General features: G+C 68.6%; 15 protein-coding genes. 5 read left to right on the top strand and 10 right to left on the bottom strand.

Going from position 1 to position 16,914, the window contains the following annotated elements; all coding sequences use genetic code 11:
- Positions 1 to 21: 21 nt before the first annotated feature.
- Complete coding sequence (locus GC106_RS35265) at positions 22 to 1,833, bottom strand: gamma-glutamyltransferase family protein (RefSeq protein WP_173139566.1); 1,812 nt, start codon at positions 1,831 to 1,833, stop codon at positions 22 to 24.
- A 14-nt stretch (positions 1,834 to 1,847) separates the two neighbouring features.
- Entirely contained in the window at positions 1,848 to 2,594 is a 747-nt protein-coding gene (locus tag GC106_RS35260) for a class I SAM-dependent methyltransferase (protein WP_217281379.1), read from the bottom strand.
- Between the two features lie 112 nt (positions 2,595 to 2,706).
- On the opposite strand from GC106_RS35260, the gene GC106_RS35255 reads away from it, so the two are divergent.
- Complete coding sequence (locus GC106_RS35255) at positions 2,707 to 3,099, top strand: RidA family protein (protein ID WP_173139562.1); 393 nt, start codon at positions 2,707 to 2,709, stop codon at positions 3,097 to 3,099.
- On the opposite strand, the gene GC106_RS35250 is transcribed toward GC106_RS35255, so the two are convergent.
- Genes GC106_RS35250 through GC106_RS35240 form a run of 3 tightly spaced genes read right to left on the bottom strand, consistent with a single transcriptional unit; the run spans position 3,086 to position 5,372 of the window.
- Positions 3,086 to 4,030, bottom strand: a complete 945-nt coding sequence (locus GC106_RS35250) for a 3-methyl-L-tyrosine peroxygenase-related protein (RefSeq protein WP_173139560.1) — start codon at positions 4,028 to 4,030, stop codon at positions 3,086 to 3,088. The two genes, GC106_RS35255 and GC106_RS35250, sit on opposite strands and share 14 nt — an antisense overlap.
- Positions 4,030 to 4,515, bottom strand: a complete 486-nt coding sequence (locus tag GC106_RS35245) for a VOC family protein (protein WP_312873138.1) — start codon at positions 4,513 to 4,515, stop codon at positions 4,030 to 4,032. The genes GC106_RS35250 and GC106_RS35245 overlap by 1 nt, the downstream gene beginning before the upstream one ends.
- Before the next feature lie 2 nt (positions 4,516 to 4,517).
- Positions 4,518 to 5,372 carry an aspartyl/asparaginyl beta-hydroxylase domain-containing protein gene (locus GC106_RS35240; RefSeq protein ID WP_173139558.1) on the bottom strand — a complete coding sequence of 285 codons (855 nt, stop codon included), beginning with the start codon at positions 5,370 to 5,372 and terminating at the stop codon, positions 4,518 to 4,520.
- 168 nt (positions 5,373 to 5,540) lie between these two features.
- On the opposite strand from GC106_RS35240, the gene GC106_RS35235 reads away from it, so the two are divergent.
- Positions 5,541 to 6,821, top strand: coding sequence for a DegT/DnrJ/EryC1/StrS family aminotransferase (locus GC106_RS35235; RefSeq protein WP_173139556.1), 1,281 nt, complete (start codon positions 5,541 to 5,543; stop codon positions 6,819 to 6,821).
- Positions 6,808 to 8,202, top strand: coding sequence for a condensation domain-containing protein (locus tag GC106_RS35230; protein WP_173139554.1), 1,395 nt, complete (start codon positions 6,808 to 6,810; stop codon positions 8,200 to 8,202). Before GC106_RS35235 ends, GC106_RS35230 begins: the two co-directional genes overlap by 14 nt.
- Here GC106_RS35230 and GC106_RS35225 read toward each other — a convergent pair.
- The 4 genes from GC106_RS35225 to GC106_RS35210 are packed head-to-tail and all read right to left on the bottom strand — an operon-like array spanning position 8,199 to position 11,941.
- Positions 8,199 to 9,506 carry a DegT/DnrJ/EryC1/StrS family aminotransferase gene (locus tag GC106_RS35225; protein ID WP_173139552.1) on the bottom strand — a complete coding sequence of 436 codons (1,308 nt, stop codon included), beginning with the start codon at positions 9,504 to 9,506 and terminating at the stop codon, positions 8,199 to 8,201. The two genes, GC106_RS35230 and GC106_RS35225, sit on opposite strands and share 4 nt — an antisense overlap.
- 1 nt (position 9,507) lies before the next feature.
- On the bottom strand, positions 9,508 to 10,761 hold the full coding sequence (locus tag GC106_RS35220; protein ID WP_173139550.1) for a sedoheptulose 7-phosphate cyclase: 1,254 nt from the start codon (positions 10,759 to 10,761) through the stop codon (positions 9,508 to 9,510).
- Positions 10,734 to 11,150, bottom strand: a complete 417-nt coding sequence (locus GC106_RS35215; RefSeq protein WP_173139548.1) for a cupin domain-containing protein — start codon at positions 11,148 to 11,150, stop codon at positions 10,734 to 10,736. Before GC106_RS35215 ends, GC106_RS35220 begins: the two co-directional genes overlap by 28 nt.
- Positions 11,147 to 11,941, bottom strand: a complete 795-nt coding sequence (locus GC106_RS35210) for a radical SAM/SPASM domain-containing protein (protein ID WP_173139684.1) — start codon at positions 11,939 to 11,941, stop codon at positions 11,147 to 11,149. Before GC106_RS35210 ends, GC106_RS35215 begins: the two co-directional genes overlap by 4 nt.
- 263 nt (positions 11,942 to 12,204) lie before the next feature.
- Between GC106_RS35210 and GC106_RS35205 the strand changes: the two genes are divergently transcribed.
- On the top strand, positions 12,205 to 14,547 hold the full coding sequence (locus tag GC106_RS35205) for a lantibiotic dehydratase (protein WP_173139546.1): 2,343 nt from the start codon (positions 12,205 to 12,207) through the stop codon (positions 14,545 to 14,547).
- Here GC106_RS35205 and GC106_RS35200 read toward each other — a convergent pair.
- Complete coding sequence (locus GC106_RS35200) at positions 14,538 to 15,287, bottom strand: response regulator transcription factor (RefSeq protein ID WP_173139538.1); 750 nt, start codon at positions 15,285 to 15,287, stop codon at positions 14,538 to 14,540. The genes GC106_RS35205 and GC106_RS35200 overlap by 10 nt on opposite strands.
- A 674-nt stretch (positions 15,288 to 15,961) precedes the next feature.
- Between GC106_RS35200 and lgt the strand changes: the two genes are divergently transcribed.
- Complete coding sequence (gene lgt, locus GC106_RS35195; protein WP_173139536.1) at positions 15,962 to 16,870, top strand: prolipoprotein diacylglyceryl transferase; 909 nt, start codon at positions 15,962 to 15,964, stop codon at positions 16,868 to 16,870.
- The last annotated feature ends 44 nt before the right edge of the window (positions 16,871 to 16,914 follow it).

Genomic DNA, 16,914 nt, shown 5'->3' with positions numbered 1-16,914 from the left:
CTGTTGCTTCGATGTGTCGCCTCAGCGGCAACTCGCGTACGCCTGCCGGCCGCGTGGGCCGGCGGCGGCGCGGACGAATCCCCGGCCGGAGTCCACTCCCGCGATACAGACCTTGCTGCCCAACGAGAACGCCGGGACCACGTCGACCTCGTGACCACGCCGGCGCAGATCCTCGGCCGCGTCCGGATCTCCGCCGTCCTCGAGCACCACCACACCCGGCCGGCACGCCCTCGGCGTGAACGACGACGGGAAGTGGTCGGTGTGGAACATGGTCACCTCGGTGGCCTCTTGCAGGTCGTATCCGAACTCCGTGATCGCGAGGAACGTCTCCAGCGTCCATTGGTCCTGCCGGTCACCGCCCGGCGTGCCGAACGCGAGAAACGGGTCGCCGTCCCGCAGCACGACCGTCGGGCTGAGTGTGGTCCTCGGCCGCTTGCCCGGGCCCAGCGAGTTCGGATGGCCGTCCACGAGCCACATCGTCTGGCCGCGTGTGCCCAACGGGAACCCGAGTCCCGGGATCACCGGCGAGCTCTTCAGCCAGCCACCGCTGGGCACCGCCGCGGCGAGGTTGCCGTATCGGTCGGCGACCACGACCGTGCACGTGTCCCCGGCCTTCACGGTCGCCTTCAGCACGATGGTCGGCATGCCGCTCTGCAACTGCCGCATCCACTCCGCGTCCAACGCGGCCGGATCCACCAGGTCGGGTTCCGGCCGCGGCACCCATGACCGCAGACCTCCTGGCGTACCCGGTTGCGGTGACGTGGCGGCGCTTTGACCGAGCAGCTCGCGCCGGGTGTCCGCGTAGCCGCTGCTGAGCAGCTCCTCGATCGGCACGGGCGCGCGGTCCGGATCGCCGTACCAGCCCTCCCGATCGGCCATCGCGAGTTTGGCCACCTCGGTCACGGTGTGCAGATACTCACCGCCGCCGAACGGCATCGCGCTCAAGTCCATACCGTCCAGGATCGCCAACTGTTGCAGGAACACCGGTCCCTGCGACCAGGGGCCCGGCTTGTACACCGAGTAGTCCCGGTACCTCATGGCGGCTGGTTGCTCCACGGGTGCCCGCCAGGCCGCGAGGTCGTCCGCGGTGAGCAGCCCGCGGTGACGGCGTCCGGTGGCGTCCAGTACGTCGGTACGCCGGACGTACGCGTCGATGGTCTCGGCGACGAAGCCCTCGTAGAACGCGGCGCGCGCGGTCTCGATCTGCGTTTCGCGGTCCGACGAGGCCGCCTCGGCCTCGTGCAGGATTCGCTGCATCGTCTCGGCGAGCGGCAGGTTGCGCATCTTCGTACCGGCCTCGGGCGCCTGGCCGTCGACCAGGTAGGTCCGGCCGGACTCGGGCCACTCGGCCGCGAACAACGGCGCCAGTACGGCGATCGCCCGTGCCGCGTCCGGAACCAGTGGATAACCGCCTGCGGCGTACCCGATCGACGCGTCCATGACCGGCGCGAGCGGCAACGTGCCGAACTCCGCGAGCAGCCGCAGCCATGCGCCGAACGCGCCCGGGACACACGCGGGAAGCATGCCGGAGCCCGGGATCTGGTTCAGGCCGTACGACCGGAAAGCGTCCAATGTCGCCGCTCGCGGCGTTGGTCCCTGGCCGCACACGACCTTGGTGACACCACTCGCGCCTTCATGCACCACTATGGACACATCGCCGCCGAGGCCGTTCGAGTGCGGTTCGACCACCTGCAGGACAAATCCGGCGGCTGCCGCGGCGTCGAAGGCGTTGCCGCCCTGTTCGAGGACAGCCATCCCGGCGCTGGACGCCAACCAGTGCGTCGACGACACCGCGCCGACCTGTCCGACCAACTCCGGCTTGCTGACCACCATGTCCACGAGGCTAGTCACTCGTCGCCGGCAAAAGGCTTGCTGTAGACCGAAACATGGTCCGAGCTGGCGGCCATGAACGGTTCGCCGCACCAACCGCCGTACCGGCCGGTCGGCCGCAGGCCGGCGACTCGCGCCATGAGGTCCAGCTCGGCCGGCCACACGTAGCGCATGTGCACCGGCAACATCCTCATCCCGTCGCCGGTGTGCAGCACCTGCCGAGCGAAAACCTGCTGCCGCACCGGATCGTGCCGCGCCACTTCCAGTCGCCCCGAGTCGGCGCCGTTGGCCGTGACCGGTCCTTTGCCGTCGAACCGCGCGTGGTTCGGCACGAACGCCTCGACGACAAACGCGCCACCCGGCCGCAGCCTGGCCGCGACCCGGCGGAAGCATTCCACTTGGGCATCCTGTGTGGACAGACCGTAGAACGTGTTGAACACGACGTAGACCAGGTCGAACATGCCCGACACGGCCACATCACCGAAGTCGCCGACGCTCGTGGTGACCGGCGTTGCGCCGGCCTTCCGGCGCAACCGGTCCACCATCTTCACCGAAGCGTCGATCCCGTGCACGGCGATTCCCCGGGCGGCCAGCGGCAACGCGACCCGCCCGGTGCCGACCCCCAGCTCCAGTGCCCGGCCACCGCGGGCCAGGCCGGCGAGGAAATCGACCGTCGCCCGGGTCTGCGCGGACATCGGCTCGACGAGCTCGTCGTAGACGTCGGCCATCGCATCGCCGTAGATACCGGCTGAGTAGGAACGCATGCCTAACATTGTGACAGCGGCACGAGAGCCACACCGGCACGCGACAAGATGTCCAGTGTGGACATGTTATGTCTCGCCCGCGAGACGGACCCACCACGACAGGAGGCGGCGAATGCCGGTCCGGACACTGATCTCCAGCGGCAGCCAGACCGAGAAGACGTTCGGGTACTCCCGCGCGGTCCGCGTCGGCGGGCACGTCAGCGTGGCCGGAACGACCGCGATGAGCCCGGACGGCCCGGTCGGCGGCGCCGACGTCGCCGCGCAGACAAGGGAGATCCTTCGGCGTGCCGCGGACGCCCTGGCACAGGCGGGCGTCGGGCTGGGCGACGTGGTGCGCACTCGGGTCTTCGTCACCGACATCGACACGTGGCGCGAGGTCGGCGCGGTCCACCGGGAGTTCTTCGGGCACGTCCTGCCCGCGAGCACGATCGTGGAGGTGTCCCGGTTGTTCGATCCGCGGCTGCTGGTCGAGATCGAAATGGACGCGATCGCTACGAGCGGCTGAGGCTCACCGACCGCACCCCGGGCCGTGACCGCGGTGCTGATCCGGCAGCGTGGTGCGCGGCCTGGGCCAGGATCTCGGTGATCCCGTTCTCGCACGCCACCACCTCGTCGGCCCGTTGGCCGGAGCCGGCGGCCCCGCCGGGGTGCAGCGAGTTCACCGCCACGTCCTGCGCGATCGCCACCATGCGCCTGATCAGCTGGGCCACCACCGTGGTACGGGAGACCGGCGCTCGCATGGTGAGGAAGTAGTTGTCGTAGAACAGGTGCAGCAGCCGCATGTCCTGACGGCGGACCGAGGACTGCCGCAACAGGGACTTGCCGTCCGGCACCAGATTCGCCGCGACGTGGTCGTGCACCACCTGGTGCAGCCGGATCTCCTCGGCCAGCTCGGGGAACCGGCTGAACGGCGAAGGCCGGGCGCGCAGCAGGTTGCGCACCGGCCAGTAGTCCGGTGCCCAACTACCGCTGAAGCTCCTGTGCTGTAAGCGCATGCTCGGCCGGATCACCTCACGGTACACATCGATTGGGCACGAGCCGGCGTACAGCAACATGGCGCAGTACGTCCGGACGTAACTGCACAACGGCCGCGTGGCGGTGGCGGCGTCCGTCCGCCCCTCGGTGACGTCGTCGAGCAGTTGGCTCATCAGCCGCCAGACTGCGAAGCTGATCTGGTGTCCGGTGATCCACCGGAACCAGTACAGCTCCCCCTCGTCCTGGCACCGCTCGATCAGGCCCTCCGGCACACCGGACTCCCCGATCGCCCTGATCTGCTCGCAGGCGGCCCGCAGGTCCGCGGACGGCTCCGTCTCCGGCCGGTCCGGCGCACCGGGCATGGGCAGCGTGAGCGGCTCCACGCCGTAGCAGTAGCCGCCGAAGTCCCAGTCAACACCGGACGGCGGCCTGGTCAGCACCAGACCAACCTCGCGGGTCATCACACCTCACTACTCGGCACATGCGTGAACTCGAACTCGAGGCCGTTGACGTCCAACGCGTAGAAGCTGCGCACCCCGTCGTCGTCGACGACGATCTCGGTCGGCCGCTCGTCACGGGCGAACGTGAAGCGGCCCGAGTCGTACAGCTCGATCCACCGCAGCCGCAACGTTTCGAGGTCGGCAGGGTCCACTACGGACAAGCAGACGTGCTGGAACCGGGTCAGGCTCTCGCCCGGTTCGTCCGCCGCCCGGCCGTCCCGCTCGAACAGGTGCACGCGGACGTCGCCGGCGACCATCTCGACCAGCCGCCGGATTCCCGGCAGCCGGCGCAGTGTCAGTGGCGAGAACGTGCTCAGCGACCACGCGGGGCGGCAGCCGAAGAACTCCTCGTACCACCGCACCGAATTGGCCAGATCGCCGGTCTGCACGCCCACGTGGTGGAAACTCGGTGCCCGCACCAGCGTCCCGGCCATGTCGGTGCTCACCTTCACTCCGCCCTGGCAAGGGCACAATGCCGGTACAGCTCCTCCACCCGCGCCCGCACAGCTGGATCACCGCTGTCCCTGGCGATCTCGCGGATGGCGTCCCACGCGTAGTTCTCGCCGCCGTCCTTGCGGTACTGCTTGCGGATGACGATGCCGAACACCTCGGTCAGGTTCTCCAGGTCCACGACACCGGCAAGACCGCGGATCGCGTCCCGCTCGCGCGCGGACAGCCTGGGGCGGTCGACTTTCCGGTCCTCCGGCACACCCGGCCGCGGGTTGACGTCGAACTTCAGCAGTGTGGTGCCGTCCGGCACGTCCGCGAAGTCCATGATCAGATGGAACCGGCGCATGTCGGACAGCACCGCGGCGCTGTGCATCCGTGTCACGTCCAGGGACCACACGTCACCGAACGGCATCCGGTAGATGGTGTTGTCCTCCATGAACAGGCAGTCCGGGCTGGTCGCCAGCGGCACGTGCAGCCGGTGCCCGCAACGGTCCTCAGTGGACCTCTCGGAGAACTCGATGAAGTCCCGGTGTGGCACGAGGACGTTGTCGGACATCAGGACCAGTCGCGCGAACAGCAGGTGGTCGACGTCGAACGAGTCCTCGACGATGTGCCGCAGATACGGCAGCCGCTCGCCGAACTCGGTCGGCTGCGCCGGCTTGCTGGTGTCGTAATGGGCGATCACGCCGTCGCCGACCTGGCCACCGCACGACCACAACATGCATGTCTTCCACGGGCGACCACTCTGGAATTCCGGGTACTGCTCCGCGTAGTGGAACTGGGCACCGGACGCGAGCTCTTCGGATATCTTGAGCTCGTCCATGTCCAGATGCCCCAGCATATGCGTCCGCATGGGCCGTTCTCCTGTCATGAACGTACCGGGAAACCGATCTGTGCCACCGAGTGTTCAGCCGGCCCATATGGAACGGATACACGCACCATACAGTCGGCGAATCCGCCGAGCGGAACGCCGGTAGCCCTGCTGTAGCGCCTTTGTATGGCACGGAACGACAATCGGTTCATGACCGGAATCGCCTCCGCCCGTACCGCGCTCGCATGCAATGGCGGGCCACCGGTGCGCGATCCCGCACGGCCGTGGCCGCGCTGGCCCGCGCCGTCGCAGGAGGCGGAGCGAAACCTGCTCCACGTGCTGCACGGCGACCGCTGGACGCTGACCGCACCGCTCGGCCGGGCGGAGTCGTTCGAACGCCGCTTCGCGCGAATGTTCGCACGGTACACCGGAACGCGGCACTGCGTGCCCGTCGATCACGGCTCGAGCGCACTCGTGATCGCGCTCGAATCCCTCGGCCTGCGTCCGGCGGACCGGGTGCTGGTGCCCGCGCTCACCTGGACCGCCTCGGCGAGCGCGGCCTTGCGCGCGGGACTCGTGCCGGTTCTGGTCGACGTGGACCCGGTCACCGGCTGCGTCGGGCCGGACGACCTCGACCTGGACGTGGACGCCCGAGCGGTCGTCGCCGTGCACTGGTCCTGTGCGATGGCCGACATCCCGGCGATCGCCGACGTGGCCGACCGGCACGGCATGGTGGTGGTCGAGGACTGCGCCCAGGCTCATGGCGCCGAGTGGCAGGGCCGCCGGGCCGGATCGATGGGCCGGATCGGCTGTTTCAGCATGCAGCAGGGAAAGGTGCTGACGTGCGGGGAAGGCGGGGCGGTCGTCACCGACGACGACGCGCTGGCCCCCCGGCTGGAGGAGTTGCGTGCCGACTCCCGTCGCCACCGGTCCGATTCCGGTCGTCCGGGCGAGCAGGAGCTGGTCGAGACCGGCAGCATCATGGGCGTGAACTTCTGTCTCGGCGAGTTCCAGGCCGCCGTGCTCTGTGCCCAGCTGGAGATCCTTGACCGGCAGCACGAGGTGCGCGCCCGCAATTTCGCCGTCCTCGCGGCACTGGTCGACGAGATCCCCGGCGTCCGGCTGCTGCGGCCCGCACCGGCCCAGACCAGGATGTCGATCTACGAGGTGCCGTTCGTCTTCGACAGGCTGCCCGAGGGCATGACGAACGCGGACATCGCCAGGGCGTTGACGGCCGAGTTGCACACGAGCTTCTACATCACCGACACGCCGTTGCACGTGACGCCGTTGCTGCGGCCGTGGACGAAGTCCACTCTGGCGCCGCTGGCGGACCAGTTCGTGGCGCTGCACCGGGACCGCACGTTTCCGAACGCGAGCCGGTTCTACGAGCACTCCGTGGTGACACACCACAGCACTCTGCTGGGCAGCGAGCCGGACATGGCCGACATCGCGGCCGCGGTGGCGAAGGTGGCCGCTCTTGTCCAAGACTGACACCGGAGCTGCGGTGCCCCTCGCGCCGAGCCAGGAAAGCCAGTGGGAGTTCATGTCGGCGCTGTCGCCGGAGGATCCGGGCCGTTCGCGGATCGTCGTGGTCGACAACCTCCACTTACGAGGGTCGCTGGACCAGACGGCACTGACCAGGGCATTCGTCGACGTGCTGCGCAGGCATGACACCTTGCGACTGGCGTTCCGAAACCTGGGTCCCGATCCCCTGGTGCGGATTCGGGACACCTGGGACCCACCGGTCGAGTTCGTCGATCTGACCACAATGGACGTCCGTGGCCGGCGCGAACGAATCGATCGGCTCGTGTACGCCGAAAACCGGCGCACCTTCGATCTCGTCAACGGTCCTCTGTGGCACGCGACCGTCTCCCGGCTCGGCGGCGACAGGCATCTGTTGACGCTGTGCTTCTCCCACATGGTCGCCGACGGGTACGCGCCCAAGGTTTTCGTCACCGACCTGCTCACCGCATACGGGGCGCGCATCGGGGTGTCCCCACCCCTTCCCGACGACGCTCCCTCGTTCGACGAGGTGCGCGACATGCAGGCCAGGCGGCTCAGGATCACCGACGAACGGCTGGCGTACTGGCGAAGCAAGCTCATCCCGTTCCCGACGAGCACGCACATCGAGCCACGTTACGAGCCGGGAGCCAACCTTCTCACCCGCGACAGGCTTCCCTTCGATTTCTCCGCCGAGGTCGCGACAGCGCTCAAGCGGGTCGCATGGCGAGCGCGGACCACGCCGTTCGTCGCCATGATGGCGGCGTACCACGCGGTTCTCTCGGTGGAGACCGGCAGTGACCGGACGGTGGTGAGCACGGCGACACTCGGCCGGACCACGGAACGGTCATGGAAAGCGGTGGCCCAGTTCGCCAGTGATCCCTACGTGGCAACGGATCTGCCGGACGATCTCACTCTCGGTGATGCCGTGCGCGTCACGCACGACACGCTGGCGGAGGCGACAGCCAACCTGGTGCCGTACACCGCGATCGCCCGGGCGGTGAACCCGGACTTCGACCGGAGCAGGCCATGGCCGGACATCGAGCTGTGCGACGGCAACATCTACTCGCAGGCCTATCGGCACATGACGACCGAGATCGCCGGGCTGCGGGTGAACCAGGTCTTCATCGCCGGCCGTGTGCCCGAGCCCGAGCACTTCGCGCCGCGGACGATTTCCCGTGCCTGGCTGGCTCGCTGTGGTCCCAGCATCGAGATCGGCATGCGGCGTGACGGTGGCGCGTTGCTCTACAACGCCGACGTCTATCCGACCGACGTGATGCGTCGGATCGTCGAGCGGTACACCGAGGCAGTGACGCTCCTGGCGACACGGCCGGACCTGACGGTCAAGGCGCTGCGGAAGACCCTGGCCTAGATGGCCTGTGTGGACGGCTCCTGCGGCGCTCGCAGCAAGCCTGCTGACTGGCCGTGGACTTTCCGGATGGCCGCGACGATGTCGTCCACACCGTCCTTGCCGGCCAGCAGCACCGGATGCGTGAACGTCATGCAGGTGCGGCGTGCTTCCTCGCACACAGCAAGCTCGTACTGGGCCGGATCGAGCCGTTTGATGTCCTTTTCGGACATTTCACCACGTGGCAGCCGGTCAGGGCGGTAGAGCCGGTGGCGGTTCAACGGCGGATAGACCGGGTTCACCGACGTGCCCAGTTCGGCCGACAGCGCACGGGCGACTGCGTCCACCGTGTTCCCCGCGAACGCCTCCGGCCGCAACCGCAGCACGAAGTTGTAGTAGGTCCGGGTGGTCACGCGTGGATCGGCGGGAAGCGCGGACACGCCTTCGCAGTCTCTGAGCGCCTCGGTGAGCTGGCATGCACGCTCGTGCCGCCGTTCGTTGTCGGCCGCCAACCTCCGCAGCCCGGTCAGCAGAACGGCGGCCTGCAGTTCCGAAAGGCACAGGTTGCGACCGAGCACGCCACCGACCTCGCGCAGTTCCAACTGTCCCACCTGTGGCCCGGCCATGAAAAGGCGGCCGTCCGACCGCAACTGCTCCAACCGTTGGTGGACGCTTTCATCGGCGGTGACGACCGCCCCGCCTTCCCCGGAGGTCAACAACTTGGCCTGCTGCATGCTGAAGCACCCGGCCGCACCGAACGTGCCCACCGGCCGGTTCCGCCATCGTGCGCCGTGAGCCTGTGCGCAGTCCTCGACCAGCGGTACGCCCGCCTGCTCCGCCAACGCGACGAACGCGTCCAAGTCCGCGACACTGCAGTACGGGTGGACCACCATGATCGCCGCAGTCCTCGGCGTCAGCGCTTCCCGCGCACGGTCCACGCTCATCGCCAACGTGTGCGGATCGCAGTCCACCAGCACCGGTACCGCGCCGAGGTGGACCACGGCCGACGCGCATGCCACCCACGTCAAGCCAGGCACGAGTACCTCGTCTCCGCGCCCCACGCCGAGGGCTTGCAGCGCGATGGTGAGCGAGGCTGTGCCCGATGTGGTCGGCGTGCAGTACGGCACCTCGTGGAAAGCAGCGAAGGCATGAGCGAACTGTCGCTCGTAGCAGACGCGGCCGTCGTACGGTCCGCTCACGGCCCAGCGGGTGGAGCCGAGCACGTCCGCGACCGCGTCGTAGGTGTCCTGCGTCGGTTGCGGCCATCTGGGCCACGGCTGCGTACGGATGGGCTGTCCGCCGAAGAGGGCTAGCGTCTCGTCGGTCATCTCACTGTCCTCCGGAGGCCGCCAGAGTCCGCCGCTGGACGGTCTGGATGTCGTCACGGCAGGTGCGCCGCACCAACTCGGCCATACTCGCGCGCAGCAGGGCCGGGTTGATGTCGGCGGCACCAAGGAACTCGCATGTGCCGATGCCGGTCGGCACCACGAGATGCAGGTCCCCGTTCCGGTGTTCCACAATGGACGGCAGCGTGGCGCACAGCGCGTCGACCGACAGCCCGGGCCACACCAGCGCCAGGCCGGTCGTCTCCAGCATGGTGAGAATCCGCTCGAGATCGGCTTCGGTGAGCAGGCCGAGAGCATGGGCCAGTTGCGCCGAGAGCGCGATGTCCATCGCGACCGCCTCGCCGTGCAACACCGAGTGCCCTGAGGCGACTTCGATGTACGGGCTGAAGGTGTGCCCGAAGTCGACCTTGCGCCGGAAGTCCCCGATCTCGAACTGGTTGCGCGCCAGCTCCGCCAGCATGCCCGCGGCCGCGCGCCAGACGATCTCGTCGGCGGCGCGTACCGGCCTGCGGAATCCACAGTCCAGCAACCTCATGCCGTACCGGTCGAGCAGTTCGAACAGCGGCCGATCCTTCACCACCGCCAGCTTGATGATCTCGGCCAGGCCGTTGGCCAGCTGCCTGCGTGGCAGGGTGGCGAGGAAGTCGATGTCCAGCACGGTGTGCTCGGGCGGGTAGAACGTGCCGAGCGCGCTCTTGCGGCGGCCGTGGTTGACCGCGTTCTTGGTGCCGATGCCCGCGTCGACAAGGCCCACGAGCGTCGTCGGCACGTTGAAGTGCGGTACGCCACGGCGATGCAATGCGGCAGCCAACCCGCTGATGTCGGTGCACACGCCGCCGCCGATCGCGACAATGGGCGACGTGCGGCGCAGTCCCACCGCGGCGGCGCGTTCGGTCACCTCGACCACGGCGTCCAGGGATTTCGACGCCTCGGTCCTGTGCAGCACCATGAAATGGACGTCGGTGACCTCCTCGAAGTACGCCCGGATGCGCGGTCCGTAGAGGCGGTGCACCGACGGGCTCATCACGACCAGTGCGTCCCGTCCGGCCAGGCAGTTCCGCACGAGTGCGTTGTCCGGCGCGAACGCGTTCCTGGTCATGGCGACGTGGTGCGCCCGGTCCAGCCTTGACTGCAGTCCCATCAGGCGCCCGGAGTCCTCCAGCGTCGACGACGCCGAGATCTGGCCGCCGGAACACCGCGCGCCCGGTGTCACCTCGATGTCCCGCGAGTTCCACACGTCGAGTTCTCCTGACCTGCCGCCAACTGGAAGATGAACAGGCGCACCGGATCCGGTCCGGCGTTGACGAGTCCGTGCAGTCCGCCCGGTGGGTTGCGGACCAGGTCGCCCGCGGTCACCGGGAAAGTCCTGTCCTCCAGCCGCATGGTGCCGATGCCGCTGAGCACGAGGTAGAACTCCTCCTCGTCGAGCCTGTGCCGGTGGTCGCCGATGGACGTGCCCGCGGGCACGACGGCGTAGTCGATGAAGTCGCACCCGCCGTCCACCGTCTCGCCGGTGGCGATCCGGACCGCCTCGATGACGCCGGTGCCCCCGTGTGCGACCTCGGGCCGCAACGGCAGCCGGAAGATGTTGCACCGGTGGAATTCCTGTGTCGCCTGCCGGGTCATGACCGGCCGGTCCGTGCTTCGGTGGACCGGCGTTTGAGAACAGCGACCGCGGCCGGTGACCGACGAGTCAGGCCGCTCGCGTCGAGCACGGTGTCTTCCAGCGCGGACAGTCCCGGCCGCGAGTGGGACACGTTGGAACACTTCATGCACATGCCGTCCACCGAGCGCTCGCCGTGCCGCAGCCGTTCGCGGATCGCGCGGAATCGCTCGGAGTTCCAGATGTCCGGCAGTTCGCTGCGCATGATGTTGCCCATCACGTGTTCCCGGTCCGCGTCCTCGTAGCACAGCAGGACGTCGCCGGTCACCGTCACGATGAGCATCTCCGACGGCGCCCAGCACGGTGTCCGCGTGGTCCTCGGCTTGGGCATCGGCAGGTGCGTCAGTGTGCCGCCGCGGTTGGTCAACGTCAGGTCCTGCCACGTCTGCAGCACCTGGAACGGCCGCTCCGGGTAGTCACCAGGCGAGTGGCGCGTGACGTAGAAGTAGTCGATCCCCGCCTGCCGCAGGTCGGTGAACCGGCGCTCGTTGAGCAGATCACCGTTGGTGTTCAGGATCTGCAGCGCGTTCGGCAACCGCTCGGCCACGATCGCGACCAGGCGGGCCAAGTCGGTCCGCAGCAGTGGCTCGTTGTACAGGTGGTACGAGATCCGGCCGGCGAACGACACCCGCTCCAACTGCTCGACAGTGCGCAGGAACACCTCGTCGGACATCCGCGCAGGCACTGGCGGCATCGGGTCCAACGACACCGGGCAGTACGAACACCGCCGGTTGCACCTCGAACAGACTTCCATCTCGACCACGGACAGCCCGGGGACCTCCTCCGGCCCGGACCGGCCCGGTGCGGACTCCACCGTAGCCCCGGGCGCGCCGGTACGGCTCCTCCCCGACATGGCACTCCTCCCGTAAACCGACCGGCGATCCGTCCGGCCGGGCGATCACCAACCGGCGTTCTCAGCGTGTCGGCGCTGGATACAGGTGCCATACAGGCGCGATATTCATGTCCCTGTATGGCACCTGTATGCGCGGCTGTACCAGCCGCCACCACGCTGGCACCATGACGACGACCTTCTCGCCGTCGGCCGTTCGCGCCGGCGAGTCGCCCGCACACCGGTTCACGCTCGGCGACACCGGCTGGTCGATCTGGCGGGACGCGTTGCTGCGCACGACGGGTTTCCCGGCAGCCTGGGTGGATCGGCTGGCCGCGCCGGAGTGCGCCGCGATCGCCGACGCCTGTCTGGCCGGCGAGGCCGGGACGGCGGAGTTCGAGGCGCGGTTCGCCGAGACACTGACCGAGTCGTCCGGTCAGGTCGACGTGATCGCCGGAGACGTCCGCCTGCGTGAGGCGATCACCTGGCAGAATCCCGCGGTTGCCGGGCTGCTGGACTCGCTGCGCCGCAGCGGGCCGCCGAAACCGCGCAACAGCAAGCGCCGCTACCGCGAAGTCGTGCTGGCCCGGTTCTGGCAGCGGTACTGCACCAAGACCGAGACGATCGGTTTTTTCGGTCCGGGCTGCTGGATCAAGCTCGATCCGCGCGAGCAGGACGTGCGGGCGACACCGGGCGATGATCTGCTGGCGCGACGCGAGGTGTTCCTCGAGCCATGGGCGCTCACCACCTACGCGGCGACGCTCGCGGAAGATCCGCGCACGAAACTGTGGCTCCCGCCGTCGCCGATGCCACACCACCTTCTCGACGGCGAACAGCTGCACCGGCCCGGATCGCCGCCGCTGGAGCTGACGTCCGACGAAGCCGCCGTGGTCGCGTTGTGCGACGGCACCCGAACGGCCGCGGACATCCTGCGCACACTCGGCATGTCCGAAAGGGATGGTTCGGGGCTGCTGGACGATCTGGTGCGCCGCAAAGTCCTGCGCTGGGACCCGAACCTCCCGGTCAGTCCGCACACCGAAACACTGCTGGCGCAACGGATCGCCGCGATCGAGCCGGCGGATCCGCGGTTCGCCGCGCAAGCCGGGCTCGACCGGCTGCGCGCGGCCCGCGACCAGGTCGCCAAGGCCGCGGGCGACCCGGACGCACTGGCGAGCGCCATGTCGCTGCTGGAGAACACTTTCAGCGAACTGACCGGCAAGCCCGCGCGACGCCGCTCCGGCCAGATGTACGCCGGACGCGGGATCTGCTACGAGGACACCAGCCGTGACCTGCGGATGGTCATCGGGCGGCGGTTGCTCGACGACCTGGCGCCGGCACTGGGCATCGTGCTCCAGGCGGCCCGCTGGCTCACCAGTGAACTGGGCCGGACCTACGAACAGGGCCTGCGACGGCTGTTCGGGAAGGTGGCGCAAGACGTCCCGCACCCGACACTCGCCGACCTGTGGCATCCGGCGATCGACCTGTTCTGGGGCGACGACGTCAAACCGGTGGACCGGATCGCGCGGGCACTGGCCGGCCGGTGGGCCGAACTGTTCCCCGCCGGTCCGGGTGACAAGCGTGTCCGGCGGGACGCCACCGCGTTGTCCGGCCAGGTGGACCGGTTGTTCGCGGCCGAGCGGCCGGGCTGGTCGTGGGCACGGGTGCACAGTCCGGACCTGATCGTCTGCGCGAAGTCCGTGGCGGACATCAACTCCGGTGACTTCACCGCCGTGCTGGGCGAGTTGCACCTGGCGTACGCGCCGATGACCGACCGGTGGTGCACGTGGTCCCGGGACGAGCCGGACCTGCTGCTGCGGCAGACCATCGAGGACTTCGGCCGGACGCGGATGGTGCCGCTGTTCCCGGCGATGTGGTCGCGGGACGCCGGCCGCAACGTCCAGATCGAGGACGCGCCTACCGATCGGCACATCGGCTTCGCCAAGGCGACCGGCGTGGACGCCCGGCGCGTGGTGCCGACCGTCTCAGTCCGCCTGCACATGACGGGCGACCGGTTGATGGGCAGGCTGCCTGACGGCGAGGACGTGCCGGTGCTCGAGTTCTTCGCCCACTTCCTGTCGACCACGGCCGTGAACATGTTCCGTGGCCTGTCCACGGCCGCCCACACGCCGCGCGTGACGATCGACCGGCTCGTGCTGTTCCGGGAGACATGGCGCACGCGCGTAGCCGAACTCGCGGATTTGTTGACGCTCAAGGGAGACGCCGCACGGTATCTCGCGGGCCGGCGACTGGTCGCCCGGCTCGGGCTGCCGGACCGGTGCTTCGTCAAGATCGCCACCGAGCGCAAACCCGTGTATGTGGACTTCACCAGCCCGCTCTACGTGGCGTCACTGTGCACGATGCTCCGCGCCACCCGTGACGAGCACGGTGACCGCGTCGACGTGGTGATCTCGGAGATGCTGCCGACGCCGGACCAGACGTGGATCCCCGACGCGGCAGGCAACCACTACTTCGGAGAGATCCGGCTGCAGATCACCGATCCGGCGCCTGCCGCCACCGTCGGTCAGCGCTGACCTTGGAGAGGCTGCCGGACCCCGTTCGGCTTCGGACTACGCCGGACGCCGTTCGGCCGGATCACGCCCGTCTCGTAGGCCAGGATCACCGCCTGCACACGGTCCCGGACGTCGAGCTTGCGGGCCACGCTGTGCACGTGGGACTTGACGGTCGCGACCGTGAGCGACATGGCTTCGGCGATCTCCCGATTGCTCAGCCCCTGCGCGACGTACCGATAGACTTCTCGCTCACGCTCGGACAACAAACGATCCAACTGGCCGGTGCGAACGGGGTGTTGCTCCAGCTGGTCGACCAACCGTCCGGCTTCGGGCGGTGCGATGACCACGCCGCCGGAGGACACCGCGCGCACGGTGGCAGGCAGCATCACCGGCGCCAACTCCTTGTCGAGCACGGCTCTGGCACCGGCACGCAGAAACCGTGTCACCGAATCGGCGATCGGCGGCACATCCAGCAGCAGGATCGGCCGTACCGCACCGTCCAGCCGGCCGAGTTGCCCGGTCAGCTCGAAGCCGTCGAGATCAGGCGGATCGTGGCTGATGACCGCGACGGACGGATGCCGCGTCCGTGCGGCCGTGACGGCCTCGTCGTGGGATCTGGCCGCGCCGGCGACCGAGATGCCCGGCTCCCGGCCGAGTATGGCGGCCAAGCCCTCCCGCATCACTGGCTGGCGGTCGCACACCAGTGTCCGGATACCGGGTCCGGCGAAATCGGCGATGCGGTCGGGATCCCTGCCACCCACCGCGGCACCCCCATTCCCTGAAAACACTGTCCCAGATATCCCGTATTCCCGCCGAACCACGCCGACGGGAACTGTCAAATCCGACATCTCCACCGGCCAACGGCGGACACAGCACCCGAAATCGATCATTGCGCGCCGATAACGACCACATCATAACAACCACATCGCGGAGCCGCTGGATCGTCCCATGATTCATTTCGGCACACCCGCGGAGAATTGATCGGCGTCCACATTCCACTGTCGTACTAAGGCAACAGAAACGGAGAGTCATTGACAAAACCGGCGGTAGTGATCAATCCGTGCAAGCCGATCAAGACACCTGCCATGGCGCCGGTCCGCACCTTCCGCGGCGCGTGTCCCGGCGGCAAGCGCGTAGCGCGCGCCGCCGACCGCGCTCGCGGCATACCTCAGCACCGGACCTTCGCAGAATGGTGCGCCGCAACATCCACCTGTTCCGTCAGGTGGCTCACCACCCGGACAAGCAGTGATCAGGTCCGGTGACTCGTTGTCACCTGTACTCGGTGCTCTCGCGACATACGCATGATCAAGCTCCGGCAGATGGTGTCCGGAGCCCACCTCTTCGAAGTCCTCGTCATGCCGCCGGGCGACGATTCACTGATCACTACTTGGTCACCTGACCCGTTGTCCCTGGGGTCCGTGGCTATGCTGTCGCGATGATTCTGGGGGAAGGGCCGGCCGTGGTCCGTGCCGTCATTCCGAGCCCGGTCCAGGGTGTCTGGTACCTCGGGCCGGTACCGGTGCGGGCCTACGCCATCTGCATCATCATCGGCATTGTCGTCGCCGTGTGGCTCACCGAACGCCGGTGGGTGCGGCGTGGAGGCAAGCCCGGTGTCATCGTGGACATCGCGACCTGGGCGGTCCCCTTCGGGCTTGTCGGCGGCAGGCTGTACCACGTCGCCACCTCCTGGCAGCCGTATTTCGGTCCCGACGGCAATCCGATCCACGCGCTGTACATCTGGGAAGGCGGCATGGGCGTCTGGGGCGCCGTCGCGCTCGGCGCGCTCGGGGCCTGGATCGGCGCCAGACGTGCCGGTGTGCGGCTGCCGCCGATGGCCGACGCGGCCGCTCCGGGCATCGCGCTGGCACAGGGGATCGGCCGCCTGGGCAACTGGTTCAACAACGAGGTGTACGGCGGCCCTACCGACCTGCCCTGGGGGCTGCGGATCCACCAGTGGGACCAGTCCGCGGGCCGAGCCGTCCTCGGCCCGGACGGTCAGCCCGTCGTCCTCGGGACCTTCCACCCCGCGTTCCTCTACGAGTTGCTGTGGACCTTCGGGGTGGCCGCCGTGGTGATCTGGGCGGACCGCCGGTACCAGCTCGGCCACGGCCGCGCCTTCGGACTGTATGTGGCGCTCTACACGGCGGGCCGGGTGTGGATCGAGGCGCTCCGGGTCGATCCGGCGAACCTGATTCTCGGTCTGCGCCTGAACATCTGGACTTCCCTGGTCTTGGGCGTGGCGGCCACGGCGCTGACCGTGCTGTCGGCGCGGCGGCATCCCGGCCGCGAACAGTCGATGCTCCGGGCCGACGCGGGCACGCCGTCGCCGACGCCGGCCAGCTGACGACTTCCAGCGGCGGGAAGCCCACGTCAACCGCGGTGAGGGCT

Origin of the sequence: Kibdelosporangium persicum (assembly GCF_013280595.1) — a bacterium.
Lineage (GTDB): Bacteria > Actinomycetota > Actinomycetes > Mycobacteriales > Pseudonocardiaceae > Kibdelosporangium > Kibdelosporangium persicum.
The sequence above is the reverse complement of the archived record's forward strand: the minus strand, read 5'-3'. Positions and strand labels throughout refer to the sequence as shown.

Excerpts from the sequence above, each read along its gene's own strand:
- GC106_RS35265 (WP_173139566.1), bottom strand. The coding sequence starts at position 1,833 with ATGGTGGTCAGCAAGCCGGAGTTGGTCGGACAGGTCGGCGCGGTGTCG.
- GC106_RS35260 (WP_217281379.1), bottom strand. The coding sequence starts at position 2,594 with ATGCGTTCCTACTCAGCCGGTATCTACGGCGATGCGATGGCCGACGTC.
- GC106_RS35255 (WP_173139562.1), top strand. The coding sequence starts at position 2,707 with ATGCCGGTCCGGACACTGATCTCCAGCGGCAGCCAGACCGAGAAGACG.
- GC106_RS35250 (WP_173139560.1), bottom strand. The coding sequence starts at position 4,030 with ATGACCCGCGAGGTTGGTCTGGTGCTGACCAGGCCGCCGTCCGGTGTT.
- GC106_RS35240 (WP_173139558.1), bottom strand. The coding sequence starts at position 5,372 with ATGCGGACGCATATGCTGGGGCATCTGGACATGGACGAGCTCAAGATA.
- GC106_RS35235 (WP_173139556.1), top strand. The coding sequence starts at position 5,541 with ATGACCGGAATCGCCTCCGCCCGTACCGCGCTCGCATGCAATGGCGGG.
- GC106_RS35225 (WP_173139552.1), bottom strand. The coding sequence starts at position 9,506 with ATGACCGACGAGACGCTAGCCCTCTTCGGCGGACAGCCCATCCGTACG.
- GC106_RS35215 (WP_173139548.1), bottom strand. The coding sequence starts at position 11,150 with ATGACCCGGCAGGCGACACAGGAATTCCACCGGTGCAACATCTTCCGG.
- GC106_RS35210 (WP_173139684.1), bottom strand. The coding sequence starts at position 11,941 with ATGGAAGTCTGTTCGAGGTGCAACCGGCGGTGTTCGTACTGCCCGGTG.
- GC106_RS35205 (WP_173139546.1), top strand. The coding sequence starts at position 12,205 with ATGACGACGACCTTCTCGCCGTCGGCCGTTCGCGCCGGCGAGTCGCCC.
- lgt (WP_173139536.1), top strand. The coding sequence starts at position 15,962 with ATGATTCTGGGGGAAGGGCCGGCCGTGGTCCGTGCCGTCATTCCGAGC.